Source organism: Pseudomonas sp. R25(2017), from assembly GCF_002112565.1.
Taxonomy (GTDB): domain Bacteria; phylum Pseudomonadota; class Gammaproteobacteria; order Pseudomonadales; family Pseudomonadaceae; genus Aquipseudomonas; species Aquipseudomonas ekonensis.
Map to the genome: position 1 here is coordinate 1 of NZ_NEHZ01000009.1, position 13732 is coordinate 13732.

The 13732-nt window shown below is 66.4% G+C and carries 11 protein-coding genes and 1 pseudogene; 3 read left to right on the forward strand and 9 right to left on the reverse strand.

Annotation, left to right across the window (positions count from 1 at the left end; genetic code table 11):
• The 3 genes from CAG31_RS28435 to hutC all read right to left on the reverse strand — a co-directional run.
• Nucleotides 1-126: hypothetical protein (locus CAG31_RS28435; RefSeq protein ID WP_170930287.1), on the reverse strand; the 126-nt coding region annotated here is incomplete at its 3' end.
• Between the two features lie 474 nt (nucleotides 127-600).
• Nucleotides 601-1170, reverse strand: a complete 570-nt coding sequence (locus CAG31_RS13335) for a HutD family protein (protein WP_085581766.1) — start codon at nucleotides 1168-1170, stop codon at nucleotides 601-603.
• On the reverse strand, nucleotides 1167-1877 hold the full coding sequence (gene hutC, locus CAG31_RS13340) for a histidine utilization repressor (protein WP_170930015.1): 711 nt from the start codon (nucleotides 1875-1877) through the stop codon (nucleotides 1167-1169). The genes CAG31_RS13335 and hutC overlap by 4 nt, the downstream gene beginning before the upstream one ends.
• 146 nt (nucleotides 1878-2023) lie before the next feature.
• On the opposite strand from hutC, the gene CAG31_RS13345 reads away from it, so the two are divergent.
• The gene (locus CAG31_RS13345; protein WP_085581770.1) at nucleotides 2024-3388 is read left to right on the forward strand and encodes a formimidoylglutamate deiminase; all 1365 of its coding nucleotides are present in this window, start codon (nucleotides 2024-2026) and stop codon (nucleotides 3386-3388) included.
• Between the two features lie 59 nt (nucleotides 3389-3447).
• On the opposite strand, the gene CAG31_RS13350 is transcribed toward CAG31_RS13345, so the two are convergent.
• A complete protein-coding gene (locus tag CAG31_RS13350) occupies nucleotides 3448-4017 on the reverse strand; it encodes a lipocalin family protein (protein ID WP_085581772.1) in 570 nt (189 codons plus the stop codon).
• 31 nt (nucleotides 4018-4048) lie between these two features.
• Nucleotides 4049-4303, reverse strand: coding sequence for a hypothetical protein (locus CAG31_RS13355; RefSeq protein WP_085581774.1), 255 nt, complete (start codon nucleotides 4301-4303; stop codon nucleotides 4049-4051).
• Nucleotides 4304-4595: 292 nt separating this feature from the next.
• Between CAG31_RS13355 and CAG31_RS28990 the strand changes: the two are divergent.
• Nucleotides 4596-5618: pseudogene (locus tag CAG31_RS28990) on the forward strand (cache domain-containing protein); the annotation flags it as partial.
• A 93-nt stretch (nucleotides 5619-5711) separates the two neighbouring features.
• Nucleotides 5712-6476 (forward strand): methyl-accepting chemotaxis protein, encoded by a 765-nt coding sequence (locus tag CAG31_RS28995; protein ID WP_371856106.1) that lies wholly within the window; start codon nucleotides 5712-5714, stop codon nucleotides 6474-6476.
• 146 nt (nucleotides 6477-6622) lie between these two features.
• On the opposite strand, the gene CAG31_RS13365 is transcribed toward CAG31_RS28995, so the two are convergent.
• From CAG31_RS13365 to CAG31_RS13380, 4 genes are all read right to left on the reverse strand, one after another.
• On the reverse strand, nucleotides 6623-7225 hold the full coding sequence (locus CAG31_RS13365; RefSeq protein ID WP_085581778.1) for a DUF924 family protein: 603 nt from the start codon (nucleotides 7223-7225) through the stop codon (nucleotides 6623-6625).
• Nucleotides 7226-7228: 3 nt separating this feature from the next.
• Complete coding sequence (locus CAG31_RS13370; RefSeq protein ID WP_085581780.1) at nucleotides 7229-8239, reverse strand: class 1 fructose-bisphosphatase; 1011 nt, start codon at nucleotides 8237-8239, stop codon at nucleotides 7229-7231.
• Nucleotides 8240-8581: 342 nt separating this feature from the next.
• The gene (locus CAG31_RS13375; RefSeq protein ID WP_085581782.1) at nucleotides 8582-9946 is read right to left on the reverse strand and encodes a DUF3999 domain-containing protein; all 1365 of its coding nucleotides are present in this window, start codon (nucleotides 9944-9946) and stop codon (nucleotides 8582-8584) included.
• Nucleotides 9943-13575, reverse strand: coding sequence for a DUF2339 domain-containing protein (locus tag CAG31_RS13380; RefSeq protein WP_085581784.1), 3633 nt, complete (start codon nucleotides 13573-13575; stop codon nucleotides 9943-9945). The genes CAG31_RS13375 and CAG31_RS13380 overlap by 4 nt, the downstream gene beginning before the upstream one ends.
• Nucleotides 13576-13732: the final 157 nt, after the last annotated feature.

The following is a 13732-nucleotide window of genomic DNA, read 5'->3' on the forward strand; positions in this document are numbered from 1 at the left end:
CGGGTCGAGGTTGTTCATCAGCATGCGCAGCGGCGCTTCGGTCAGCCAGCTCTTGGCGGTCAGCTGGTTGCCGCGGGGGGCGCGGATTTCGACGTCGCGGAACTTGGTAGGCTTTTTGTCAGTCACGAAAAACACTCCTCAGCATTCAATTCAAACCAACCCTGGCGGTGGGCAAGCGGGCCTGTGCGCTTCACTGCACGACAAGCGAATCAGTGGACGCTGCGGAGAGTTTCCTTCAACTCATACGCATACGTCTTTACTTGTACATACAAGCATATGCAATCAAGCGGCCAACTTGTTGAAGGGACGTTCAAGAAAACCTTCGCGCAGAGCTGGAGAGCGCCTGGATCAAGGGCTGCGGCGTGAATGAAATTTTTCGGGAGTGGGGTTTGCGTGCAGGTCGGAGGCTGTTACGTGAGCGGGGCATTGCGCCACGCTGGGGCGTTCGGTAACAAATGGGTGCGCCGCAGGAAACAGGAACACCGAAACAAAAATGGCGAGGGAGCCGGCTCCCGCTGGAGGCCGAAGGGTTCCCGACCGATTCGGGAAACGCTTCGCGGACCAGCGGGAGCAAGCTCTCTCGCCACCGTTGTTAAAGGATCAACGTGCGGTCAGTTCAATCACGCAGCATGCGGCATTGACGCTGACTTCCGCCAGCCCGGCGTTACCGTCCAGCTGCAGGCAATCGTGCCGACCCAGTTGCTCGGTGCGGCCATCGACCTGCACCTGCAAAAGCTCGCTGACGCTGAACACCAGCACCGTGCCCGCCGAGCTGAAGAAGCGTTGCTCGCCGTCCAGCCATTGCAGGCGTGCGCTGTAGCGCTGCGGCGCATAGATCAGGTTGAAGTCGCGGATCGCCCCGCCGAGCAGGGTGCAGGACACCTGGCTCTCGCCGCTGAAGGCGAACGGATCGAGGGGCCGCAGCGGGCGGGTGTCGTCACCGTCGACGCACAGGGTCATGCCGTCGCCCTGCAGCACGGTGATCACCCGCTGGTAGCCGGCGAAGGTGGAGAATCCGCCCGACTCGGCGATGTCGGCGATCGACAGGCGCCAGCCGAAGCCGTCGAGGCCGGCGCCGGCGTCGCGGGTGATTTCCTCGGTGCTGCCGCCGCCGTTCTTCCAGGGCATGCGCGGGTAGCCTTCGGCACGTAAAACCTTGATCTGACTCATTTGTGGAACCGACCTTCCAGACTGTGACGGGAACCGGGATGGATCAGGCGCGCCGCAGTCACCGGCTGACGGCCCGACCAGGTGCGGCGGCGGATCAGCAGGCAGGGTTCGCCCTTCTCGATCTGCAGCAGCTTGCATTCGGACGGCTCGGCCAGGATCGCCTCGACCACGTGCTCGCCTTCGGTCAGCGGCGCGACCTGGTTCAGGTAGGCGTAAGGCGTCTGCTGGGTGAAGTCCTGCTTGAGGTACTCCGGCGCCACCAGCGCGTTGACGAAACGGTCCTCGATCTGCACCGGGATGTCGTTTTCGTAATGCACGATCAGCGAGTGGAACACCTTCTGCCCTTCGCGCATGTCCAGGGCCAGCGCCCGCTCGGAGCCGGCGGCCTCCTCTTCGAGGACGATGACCTGGCACGTGTGGCGGTGGCCGCGGGACGCGATCTCGTCGGCGATGTTGTGCACTTCGAACAGCGCGGACTGACTCTTGGGCTCGGCGACGAACGTGCCGACGCCTTGCATGCGCACCAGCAGGCCGTCGGCGGTCATCTCGCGCAAGGCGCGGTTGATGGTCATGCGGCTGAAGCCCAGCTGGCTGACCAGCTCGCTTTCCGACGGCACGCGGTAGTGCGGCGGCCAGTTACCGCTGTCGATCTGCTGGGTGATCATCTGTTTGACGCGGGCGTACAAGGGCGCCGGACTGTCGCCCATGTTCGCGGCCAACGGAGAGACGGGTGGCGGAGTCGGCACGGTGGATCCCTGTTCGTCTGGTGAAAGTTGCTAGCTTGCCGGAGTTTACCGGGCAGGCAAACGTCTGTATATGTATATACAAATAACACACGATGGGGTGCTGAACCATGTCCGCCTTCTTTGCCGAACGCGCGCTGCTGCCTAGTGGATGGGCCAACAATGTACGTCTTGAGGTCAACGCCGATGGCGTGCTGACCAGTGTCCAGGCCGATTCCACCGCAGACGGCGCCGAACGGCTGGGCGGTCCGCTGCTGCCGGGCATGCCGAACCTGCACTCCCACGCCTTCCAGCGGGCGATGGCCGGCCTGGCGGAAGTGGCCGGAAATCCGAACGACAGTTTCTGGACCTGGCGCGACCTGATGTACCGGCTCGTCGGAAAAATCACGCCGGAGCAACTCGGCGTCATCGCCCGCCAGCTGTACATCGAAATGCTCAAGGCCGGCTACACCTCGGTGGCCGAATTCCATTACGTGCACCACGACACCAGCGGCCGGCCTTACGCCGACCCGGCCGAACTGGCCTTGCGCATCAGCCAGGCCGCCGGCGCCGCCGGCATCGGCCTGACCCTGCTGCCGGTGCTCTACAGCCATTCCGGCTTCGGCGGCCAGGCCCCGAACGACGGCCAGCGCCGCTTCATCAACGGCACCGACGCCTACCTCGACCTGCAGGCGCGCCTGCAACCGGTGCTGGCCCAGCAGAAGGCGCAGTCGCTGGGCCTGTGTTTCCACTCGTTGCGCGCGGTCACCCCGCAGCAGATCAGCGACGTGCTGGCGGCCAGCGACAAACAGTGTCCGGTGCACATCCACATCGCCGAACAGCAGAAGGAAGTCGACGACTGCCTGAGCTGGAGCGGCCGCCGCCCGTTGCAGTGGCTGTACGAGAACGTCGAGGTCGACTCGCGCTGGTGCCTGGTGCATGCGACCCACGCCGATCCGGACGAAGTCACGCTGATGGCCAAGAGCCGCGCCATCGCCGGCCTGTGCCTGACCACCGAAGCCAACCTCGGCGACGGGATCTTCCCGGCAGTGGATTTTCTCGCCCAGGGCGGGCGCATGGGCATCGGTTCCGACAGCCATGTGTCGTTGAGCGTGGTGGAAGAGCTGCGTTGGCTGGAATACGGCCAGCGCCTGCGCGACCAGCGGCGCAACCGCCTGTACGGCGCGGATCAGCCGATGGTCGGCCGCACCCTGTACGACGCGGCGCTGGACGGCGGCGCCCAGGCGCTGGGCCAGCCGATCGGCGCGCTGGAGGTCGGCAAGCGCGCCGACTGGATCACCCTCGACGGCAACGATCCGTATCTGGCGACCGCCCAGGGCGACGGCATCCTCAACCGTTGGCTGTTCGCCGGCGGCGACCGTCAGGTGTGCGACGTCATGGTGAACGGCCAGTGGGTGGTACGCGGCGGGCGGCATGCCGCAGAAGAGGACAGCGCCCGGGCGTTCACCCAGGTGCTGCGCGAGCTCCTGGGCTGACGCCGATCAAAATTGTGGGAGCCAGCAAGCTGGCTCCCACAACGGTTTTGCGGTGACGGTCAGTTGGAAGTCTTGGCCATCTGCCGGTCCGAGGTGCGCCAGATCAGCCTTGTGGTGTCGTAACCCTGCTGGCGCGCCTTGCTCAGCAACTCTTCGCGCACCACACCGTTGACCGTCGGCGTGCGGGACAGCAGCCACAGGTAACGCCGGCTCGGGTCGCCGACGATGGCGGTCTTGTAGTCATCGCTGACGTACAGCACCCAGTACTGGCCCTTGGCGGTGCCCGGGATCAGCCGCGAGAACCACGTATCGAACTCGACCCACAGCTTGTCGGTCTTGCCCGGCACCTGGGGATAGGCCGTGCCCTTGGCCTCTTCCCACTGCCAGTCTTCCGTCAGGCAGCGGTTGAGCACCGCGAGGTTGCCGTCGGGCTGGAGGGTGTAACGGGCTTCGGACTGCGCGCAGTTGCGCTGGAAGTACATCGGCAGACGCGCCAGCTCGTACCAGGTGCCCTGGTAGCGCTTGAGGTTGACGCTGTGGACTGTCTTGGGCGCCAGCGGATCTTCACCGGTGGTGGCGCAGCCGGCCAATACCAGGCCGGCGAAAAGGACAAGCAATAACCGCTTCATTGTTTTTCTCCCGTGGGCGCGCGGCCCCGGTTCACTTCAGGCCTTGGCCGGAAAACATCAACACTTTGTCACCGGCGTACTGCACGCTGATAAAGCTCTTTTCGTCGCCCCAGGTGCAACTGGACATGCCGAGCGCACCCGCGCAATCGGTGGGTTTGCCGAGCAGGGTCTCCACCTCGGCCTTGGCCATCCCGGTCGAAAGCTTCGAGTAGTTTTCCTGATTGATCTTGCTGCAGGCGGCCAACAGCACGCAAAACGACAGCAAGGCGATAGAACGCAGCGACATGTGTAACTCCTGGAGCGGAAGGGGGATGGCCTGGCGCCAACCAGAAGCTTAGAAGAGAAAACCCCTGTCGGGTTCCCTCCCGGACAGGCTATTTGTTGCCCCGCCCGTCTGCCTTTTGCCGATAAATCAGACACTTTGTAAGGCCATTGGGCCTTTCGTCGCCTTTCGCCAAAACGGCCTAATCTTTGACGCGCAGCAGTCGAAATAAGAGCAGCGCAAAGCCCGAGACTGTGGCAAATTGCCGCCCCTTCTTGACCAGCCCTCCGCGGTAGCTCATTTAATGACCAGAAACATGAAATTCAGCCACAAGATCTTGTTGGCTGCCGCCCTCGTGGTGGCCGTTGCGTTCGCCTGTTTCATTTTGTTCAACGACTATCGCCAGCGCGAAACCCTGCGCAGCAGCACCGAAGCGTCGATGCAGGAACTGGGCAGCCTGACCACCAGCAACATCCAGACCTGGCTGGAGAGCCGCATCCAGCTGCTGCAATCGCTGTCCCAGCAGATCGTCGCCGACGGCAACGCCCCGGCCAGCCTCAAGCGCATCATCGACCTGCCCGCCTACACCGGCAATTTCCAGCTCAGCTACTTCGGCGGCGCCGACGGCGTGATGTTCTCGGTGCCGGCCGGCAACCGCGCACCGGACTACGACCCCCGCGCCCGCGGCTGGTACAAGGCGGCCAACGCCGCCCAGCAGACCATCGTCACCGAGCCCTACATCGCCGCCTCGTCGGGCAAGCTGGTGATCACCGTCGCCACCCCGGTGCAGCGCCAGGGCCAGATGATCGGTGTGGCCGGCGCCGACATCGACCTGTCCAGCATCAGCGCGATCATCAACTCGCTGAACTTCGGCGGCCACGGCCACGCGTTCATCGTCAGCCGCGAAGGCAAGATCCTGATCCACCCGGACAGCAAACTGGTGCTCAAGAGCCTGTCCGACGCCTATCCCGACGGCGCGCCGAGCGTCAGCCCCGGCCTGAAGGAAGTCGAGGCCGACGGCAAGACCCAGCTGATCTCGTTCACCCACGTCAACGGCGTGCCGTCGGCCGACTGGTACGTGGCGCTGGTGCTGGACAAGGACACCGCGTTCTCGATGCTCAGCGAATTCCGCACCTCGGCGCTGATCGCCATGGTGATCGCGGTGGTGATCATCATCGCCCTGCTCGGCATGCTGATCCGCGTCCTGATGCAGCCGCTGCTGACCATGGGCCGCGCCATGCACGACATCGCCGAAGGCGAAGGCGACCTGACCAAGCGCCTGACCATCCACGGCCACGACGAGTTCGGCGCCCTGGGCCTGTCGTTCAACCGTTTCGTGGAGCGCATCCACACCTCGATCCGTGAAGTGTCCTCGGCCACCGGCCAAGTCAACGAAGTCGCCCTGCGGGTGGTCGCGGCCTCCAACTCGTCGATGCACAACTCCGACCAGCAGGCCTCGCGCACCAACAGCGTGGCCGCGGCGATCAACCAACTGGGCGCCGCCGCCCAGGAGATCGCGCAGAACGCCGCCCTCGCCTCGCAGCACTCCAGCGAAGCGCGCAGCCAGGCCGAAGACGGCCAGCAAGTGGTGGACAAGACCATCCACGCGATGCAGCAGCTGTCGGCGCAGATCAGCGATTCCTGCGGCAACATCGAGACCCTGAACAGCCACACGGTGAACATCGGCCAGATCCTGGAGGTGATCACCAGCATCTCCCAGCAGACCAACCTGCTGGCCCTCAACGCCGCCATCGAAGCCGCCCGGGCCGGCGAAGCGGGCCGCGGTTTCGCCGTGGTGGCCGACGAAGTGCGCAACCTGGCGCACCGCACCCAGGACTCGGCGCAGCAAGTGCAGAAGATGATCGAAGAGCTGCAGGTCGGCGCCCGTCAGGCGGTCACCATCATGACCGACAGCCAGCGCCAGAGCGAAAGCAGCGTGGGCATCGCCAACCAGGCCGGCGAGCGCCTGGGCAGCGTGACCCAGCGCATCGGCGAGATCGACGGCATGAACCAGTCGGTGGCCACCGCCACCGAAGAGCAGACCGCCGTGGTGGAGTCGATCAACGTCGACATCAGCGAGATCAACATGCTGAACCAGGAAGGGGTGGAGAACCTGCAAGCGACGTTGCGCGCGTGCTCCGATCTTGAGCAACAGGCGGCGCGCTTGAAGCATCTGGTGGGCAGTTTCCGCATCTGAGGCGCGGCGCCACCGCCATCGCCGGCAAGCCAGCTCCCACCGGTTTATCGGGTGCATACACAATGAGTGTTCATCCCAGGAACCTGTGGGAGCGGCCTGGCTCCGGGCGTCGATCCGACGATGGCGTCAGAGGCCTTGAAGCGGATTCAGAAGCTTGAACCCGGCGTCGAAAGAAACGCCAACTCCTCAGCCGTCGACTCCCGCCCCAACACCGCATTGCGGTGCGGGAACCGCCCGAACCGGGCGATGACCTTCCGGTGCCGTTCGGCATAGTCCAGATTGTCGGCAAACACCGCACGCTCGGCCTGCGGCTGTTCGTCCGTCAGCGCCATGAACCTCGAGACGGCCTCGTTCTGCACCGCAAGGTTTTCGCAGTGCTCGAACACCAGGTAGATGAACACCCGCTGGATCGGCTTCAGTTGCCGGTCGAAATCCGCCGTAATGCCCTGGGCAACCAACTTCTGAGCGCGGGCATCCCCGGAGAACGCTTGGGGCGTGTCGCGATAGATCATGCGCGGCAACTGATCGAGCAGCAGCACCACGGCCAGCCAACCTTCGGGACATTGCGTCCACCCGGTCAAGCCGCCGGCCAGGGCCTGATCGACAAAGACCCCGAAACGCTCTCGCGCTTCGAGGTCTTGGCTGTCGCGTTTGCCGAACCACAACGCGCCCTTTTGCGCCGATGTTGCGCTCGCCGATCCGGCATGGCCGAACCACCAATCGAGCAACGGCTGCCAGGGCGCGTCCATGGGTCAGGCCTTGTGGTAGGCCGTGGCGCGTTCGACTTCTTCCTTCGAGCCGAGGAACACCGCCACGCGCTGGTGCAGGCCTTCAGGCTGAATGTCGAGGATGCGCTGATGGCCGTCGGTGGACGCGCCGCCCGCCTGTTCCACCAGGAACGACATCGGGTTGGCTTCGTACATCAGGCGCAGCTTGCCCGGCTTGGACGGCTCGCGGCTGTCGCGCGGGTACATGAACAGGCCGCCGCGGGTCAGGATGCGGTGCACGTCGGCGACCATCGCTGCCACCCAGCGCATGTTGTAGTTCTTCTTCAGCGGGCCTTCTTCGCCGGCCAGCAGTTCCTCAACGTAGCGCTGCACCGGAGCTTCCCAGTGACGCTGGTTGGACATGTTGATGGCAAATTCCTGAGTGCTTTCAGGGATGGTGATGTTTTCGTGGGTCAGCACGAAGCTGCCCATCTCACGGTCCAGGGTAAAGCCCTTGACGCCGTCGCCCAGGGTCAGCACCAGCATGGTCTGCGGGCCGTAGATCGCGTAGCCGGCAGCCACCTGTTGGGTGCCCGGCTGCAGGAAGGCCTTCTCGTTCAGGCTTTCGTTCTGGCTCAGGTATTCGTTCGGGCAGCGCAGCACCGAGAAGATGGTGCCGACCGGGGCGTTGATGTCGATGTTCGACGAACCGTCCAGCGGGTCGAACACCAGCAGGTAGGCGCCTTTAGGATACTTGCCCGGGATCTGGTAGGCATTGTCCATCTCTTCGGACGCCATGCCGGCCAGGTGGCCGCCCCACTCGTTGGCTTCGAGCAGGATTTCGTTGGACAGCACGTCCAGCTTCTTCTGCACTTCGCCCTGGACGTTCTCGGTGCCCATGCTGCCCAGCACGCCGCCGAGGGCGCCTTTGGACACGGCGTGGCTGATTTCCTTGCAGGCACGCGCCACCACTTCGATCAGGAAGCGCAGATCGGCAGGGGTATTGTTGCTGCGGGTCTGCTCAATCAAATAGCGACTCAGGGTAACGCGGGACATGGACGGCTCCGGTGGAATGGGGGGCTGAAAAACCCGCGCAGTTTACAGGGAGTCTGGAAACCTAGCGAGCGGTGACGCCCGTAAACGTGCGTCGGGGCAATTCCTGCCATCTGACGGGATTGGCGGGACAGAGTTCAGGCACGAGGTTGAGCGTAGATTGAAAACGGGACGGGCGGCGGCTCGGTTTTCGCGACCGGGCCGAGATTCCTGTCGGCCATACCGCCGTCATCGCGAGCAGGCTCGCTCCCACAAGGGATCTTCGGTGGACACAAATCCAGTGAACACCGCCGCTTCCTGTGGGAGCGGGCTTGCCCGCGATCCGGCGCCCAGCACCGGCCAACCTCAGGACTTGGCCGGCGGCTTGCGCAACAGGCTGAACGCCATCGCCCCCAGGAACAGCACGCTGAGCAGCAGCACCGCCCACAGCCCGAACTTTTTCCAGTTGGTGTCCGCCGTCGCCGCGGTGGTGGCGGTCGATGTCCGGGTCGCGAGCGCCTCGCCCTGCACCGTGGCCTTGCCCAGCGCCGCCAGTTTCGCCGGAGTGAAATCAGGGATCAGCGTGGACAGCGGCAGGTTCGCGGTCTTCACGCCGGCATTGCCCAGCGCCAGGCTGTAGGGGCCTTCGCCCCGGGCCAGGAAGATCACTTGGGTGGCGCGCACCGCGTACTTGAGGCTCGGCGCCTGCTCACCCAGACCGCCGCCGCGCTCGTCGACCGTCAGCCTGAGTTGCTGGACGGTCTGCCCGTACAGCTGCAATTCGTTCTGCACCACGTCCTGGCCGTTCTGGGTCAGGCGGTAGAGCAAACCGCCGGTCAGCGTCTGCCACGGCAGGCTGGTTTCGCGGCGCCCGGCCAGCGTCACCGGCGCCAGGCTGTTGGCCTGTTTGAGTTCGATCTGCACCCGCTCGACGTTCAGCCCCATCGGCAACTGCCAGGTGTACTCGCCGGCCTTGCCGCGGGTGCCGGCCAGCGCCTGCGACCAGACCAACGGCAGCGGCACCTGGCGCGGGTCGCTGCTCTTGAGCTGGGCCGCCGTGAGGGCCGGCGCCGAGGCCGGCGAATCCCACAACAGGCGCAGGTAACGGGCGTTCTGGCCCGGCAGGGCCACTTCGTGCTGTTCGACCTGCTCGTCGGCAAAGGTCAACCGCGCCACCTGCCCCTCGCCCCACGGGCGCCAATGCTGCAGATCGTCGCTGGCTTCGATGGAAAAGCGCTGGAAGCCGTCCCGCTCGCTGCTCCAGTCGAGGATCAGTTGCTGCAGCGGCGCCTTGACCGCGCTGGCGTCGAGCAACCAGCCACGCAGGGTTTCTTCGCCCGCCTCCAGATGGCTGGACGGCTGCACCTCGACCAGCGTGCCGCTGGTGGTGGACTGGATGCGCACGTTCGGCGCGCGTTCCTGGGCGTCGGCGGCGTCGTACAGCGGGAACCACTTCACGTCGTGCAACTGGCCGTCGTCGCGGGTCTGCGCCGATTCACGGGCCAGGGCGTAGGCCTGCGGCTCGCCGGCGGCGTTGAACACCCGCAGATCGCTGAGGTCGGTCTGGCGCGCCTGCAATTGCGCGCTCAACGGCAACTCGAGGCGATACCACGGTCCGTCACCGGTGACCGCCAACGGGATCTGCACGGCGAAGTCCGCCGGTTTTTCCTGGGCGCCGACCGTCATGGCCACGCCCAGCATCAGCCACCCCAGATTTAGCTTGCGACTCAAGACGACACTCCTTCGGTTTCCGGCGCAGGCTTGTCCGCCGCCGGTGCGGCCTCGGCGCGCTTGGGCGGCAACGGGGCGAAATAGCCCACCACCAGCAGCAACACGCCGACGCCAATGAACGAGACGATCCGGGCCAGTCCGCCACGGTTGCTCAATTCGACGAAAATCAGTTTGGCCACCACCAGCGCGATCAGCGCCGCGCCGATCAGCCACACCTCGCGGCGATGGCGCAGGTGCCCGCCGATCATCAGAGCCAGCGCCATCAGCGTCCAGACGATGGACAGGCCTGCCTGCACCAGCATCGATTCGAGCAGCAGATCCAGCTCGAAAGGGATCCTGGCCCAATGGTGGGCGGCGCGGGTCACCAGCGCCGTGCCGAAGGCGAACAGCGACACCCCGGCGACCGCCTGCGCGGCGAGGCTGGCGTAGTCCTTGCGGATCGCCAGACGCTCGACGGCGCTGCGCGACCAGACGTAGACGCCGAACAGCGCAAACAGCAGGCCCAGCTCCAGCGGGTTGAGCAGCGGCACGTAAGGCAGCGGTTCGGCGTTGCCGTCGCTCACCCCGTTGGCCAGCCAGAACCAGCCGAGCATCAGCGCCGCCAGCGGCGCCGCCGCGTACACGCGGTACTCGCGGGGGAACGCCGCCACCGGCCACGGCCAGTCGCGCGGAGCCGCCATCAGCAGCAAGTACAGGCTCGGCAGGATCGCCCAGCCCAGCCAGCGCCAGGCGTTGTACTGCTCGGACAACAGCAGCAGGCCGTAGCGCAGCTCCAACGCCAGCACGCCGATCAACAGCCAGCAACCGAGCACGTGGGCCGTGCTCAGGGCCCGGGCCGGCAGGCTCGGCGCCAGGCGCCGCAGGCTGAAGAAATGCACGGCGAACACCAGCGCCCAGGCCAGCCAGCCGAACTCCGCTGCCGGGTGGTAGCGCGAATGCCAGGCCGCGAGCAGCACCAGACCCGCCGCCGGCGTCAGCAAGGTGCAGACCAACCCCAGCGCCGGCCATTTCAACCGCACGGCCAGCAGCGTCCACACACCGACGCTCAACGCCGCCACCGCCAGCAACAGCGTCGCCTGCAGAGGCAACGGCGCAAAGCGCAGCACTTCGCTGACCCAAGCCAATGCCCACCAGGCGGCGCCCCACACCAGCAACACCTCGGACAGACGATGCAGGCTCAAGCGGTCGAACGCCGAGGCGTGATTGCCCAGTTGCAGGCGCCAGGCGCCGACCAGCGCGGCCACGCCCAGCACCAGCGGCGTCCAGAACCCGCCATGGGCCAGCGGCTTGAGGCCCTCGCCGGACAGCGGCCCGAGCCACTGGGGACCGGCCAGCAGGAACGCCGCCCCGCCGATCACCTGCAACAGCAGGCCGAACACGAAACTCACCGGCTGGCGCAGGTACAGGCTCAGCCAGATGATCAGCAGACCGCTGGCCGCCCACACCGCGCTCGCCGTCTGCCACGGCAGGACGAACAGCACCGCCAGGTTGATCAGCACCAGCCCCGCCAGCAGCACCACCGACAGCCCCTGGAGCAGACGCACGTCACTGCGCACCATGTCGTCCCGGGCCGCCAGCAGCATGCCGGCGATCAGCGCCAGCCCGATCAGCGAGGCGCCGAGCAGCCCGCTCCAGCCGGCGCTGAACACCGCCGCCGAGTCTTCCCCGGCCCCTTGCAGGCGCAGCAGGAACAGTGCGCCGCCCAGCAGCTGCACGGCGAACGCGGTGAACAGGAAGGTGCGCGATTGCAGGCGCAGGCCGACGAACAGCGTCGCCAGCCCGGCCAGCGCCCAGCTGATCGCGGTGCCGTGGGCGAAGAAGAACAGCGGCGCCAACAGATAAAGGAACGTCAGGCCCAGGCACGCCAGCACCGGCAAGCCGTAGCGTTCCCACGGCTGCGTCTGTGGCGCCGGGGCCTGGCGCAATTGATGGAAACTGAACAGCAGCGCCAGGCCGAGCATCAACGCCCCCAGCGGCGCGCCGTCGATCAGGCTGGCTTCACCGGCGCGCAGCCCGCTGAGGAACGCCAGCGCCGAACCCAATTGCAGCAACAGCGCAAAGCCCCGCGCCAGCAACCGCTGCTGGCGCAGGCCCAGCCAGAAGATCCCCGCGCCTTCCACCGCCCAGGCGGCGGACGTCCAGCGCGCATCCAGCCCCAGCGGAATCGCCAGGCTGGCGAAGATCACGCCCAGCGCCAGGCAGGTTTCCCCGAGCAGCAGCGCCCGGCCGCCCATCAGTGCACGGGCCAGCAGCAGGTAGATCAGCCCCAGCGCCAGGGCGCTGAACGCGGCGGCGAACTCCAGGTGCTGCACCAGCGCCAGCTGCAGCCCGAAGCCCACCAGGGGCGGGCCGAACAGCATCGTGCCGTCGACGTAGTCGCCCTTGCGCGCCGACCAGTGCAGCAGCGCCGCACGGTCGCCGTCCGCCGGAGCGTCCGGCAGGTCCAGCAATTTGCGCCGGGCGAACAGCAGGCCGATGGCCAGGTACATCAGGAAGAACAGCACCAGGAACGGCTCGGTGCTCCACAGCAGTTCCGGCGTGTATGAACGGGCGCCCCAGGCGAAACCAATGCCGAAGGTGCCGACGAAGCCGATCAGGTTGAGCAGGCGCCAGGCCTTGAACCAGGCGATGGCGAGGATGCCGGCGTTGAGCAGGGCGAAATAGCTGAACAGCGCGACGTGGTTGCCGGCGCCGGTGGAAGTGAGGATCGGCGCGGCGAAACCGCCGAGCGCCGCCACGGCGGCCAGGGCCAGCGCATCCTGGGTGATCGCCAGGATCGCGGAAAACACCGTGACCGCCACCAGCAGGCCCAGTGCCGCGGACGGATCGAGCAACGGATGCAGGCGCATCGCCGCGAACACCGTCAGGTACAGCACCGCGATCCCGGTGCCTTGCAGCATCAGCGCATAGCCGCTGTTGCGCCGCCGCAGCCACCAGCCCAGCGCCAGCAGGCCCAAGGCGGACGCCGCGACCCCGGCGTAACGCAACTCCACCGGCACCACCACGCCTTCGGTGGCGTAGCGCAACAGGAACGCCAGGCCGAAGAACAGCAGCACCACGCCGACCCGCAGCACGGTGTTGCCGCCGAACAGCCAGTTGCGGGCGGCGCCGATGGCGCGCTCGATCAGGTTCGGCCCACGGGGCTCGGCAGGGGCTGGCGGTTCGGACGGGGCGGCTTCGGCGCGCCAGGCGTCCTGCGCCAGCGTTGGGCTGACGACAGGAACGGGCTCAAGCTCAGGCGGCAGTTCCCAGACCAGTTCGGGCACCGGCCGGGGTTCGGACTGAGGCGCGAATCGAGGCTCAGGTCGGGGCTCAGGTTGAAGTTCTGACGCGGCCTGCGCCCCGGCGACCGGTTGCGCAGCGGCCTCATCGGCCGGGGCTTCGCTGAATGGGGGCACGGCCTGGGCCGGAGCCCCCTCCAGCCGGAACAGCCGCTGCTCCACGGCCTGCAGCGCCGCGTTGGCCTGTTCAAGTTGCCGTTGCTGCTGCGCCGCCTGCGCGCCGAGTCGGGCGATGCGGATCGCCTGGCCGATCCCCAGCCCCAGCAGCGCGCCCAGCAGCGCGTCGCTGAACGACTCGTCGGCCAGCCAGCCGAGCACCAGCCCGATCAACATGAACATCCATTGCATGGTCGATATCCCTAAGCGGCCCCGGCACGGGGCGAATGCGGCAGTCCAGTCAGTCTAGGCAGCAATTCACCCCCGCAGGGGAAACCGCAAGACCCGGGACTGCCTTTGAAACGGCGCCCAGTATATCGACCCGGCCCGGCGAACGCCGGGCCTTGCG

What these genes read in the sequence shown, in the direction of transcription:
- CAG31_RS13380 (WP_085581784.1), bottom strand. Translation starts at nt 13,575, where the DNA reads ATGCAATGGATGTTCATGTTGATCGGGCTGGTGCTCGGCTGGCTGGCC.
- CAG31_RS13355 (WP_085581774.1), bottom strand. Translation starts at nt 4,303, where the DNA reads ATGTCGCTGCGTTCTATCGCCTTGCTGTCGTTTTGCGTGCTGTTGGCC.
- hutC (WP_170930015.1), bottom strand. Translation starts at nt 1,877, where the DNA reads ATGGGCGACAGTCCGGCGCCCTTGTACGCCCGCGTCAAACAGATGATC.
- CAG31_RS13335 (WP_085581766.1), bottom strand. Translation starts at nt 1,170, where the DNA reads ATGAGTCAGATCAAGGTTTTACGTGCCGAAGGCTACCCGCGCATGCCC.
- CAG31_RS13370 (WP_085581780.1), bottom strand. Translation starts at nt 8,239, where the DNA reads ATGTCCCGCGTTACCCTGAGTCGCTATTTGATTGAGCAGACCCGCAGC.
- CAG31_RS13350 (WP_085581772.1), bottom strand. Translation starts at nt 4,017, where the DNA reads ATGAAGCGGTTATTGCTTGTCCTTTTCGCCGGCCTGGTATTGGCCGGC.
- CAG31_RS13345 (WP_085581770.1), top strand. Translation starts at nt 2,024, where the DNA reads ATGTCCGCCTTCTTTGCCGAACGCGCGCTGCTGCCTAGTGGATGGGCC.
- CAG31_RS28995 (WP_371856106.1), top strand. Translation starts at nt 5,712, where the DNA reads ATGCACAACTCCGACCAGCAGGCCTCGCGCACCAACAGCGTGGCCGCG.
- CAG31_RS13365 (WP_085581778.1), bottom strand. Translation starts at nt 7,225, where the DNA reads ATGGACGCGCCCTGGCAGCCGTTGCTCGATTGGTGGTTCGGCCATGCC.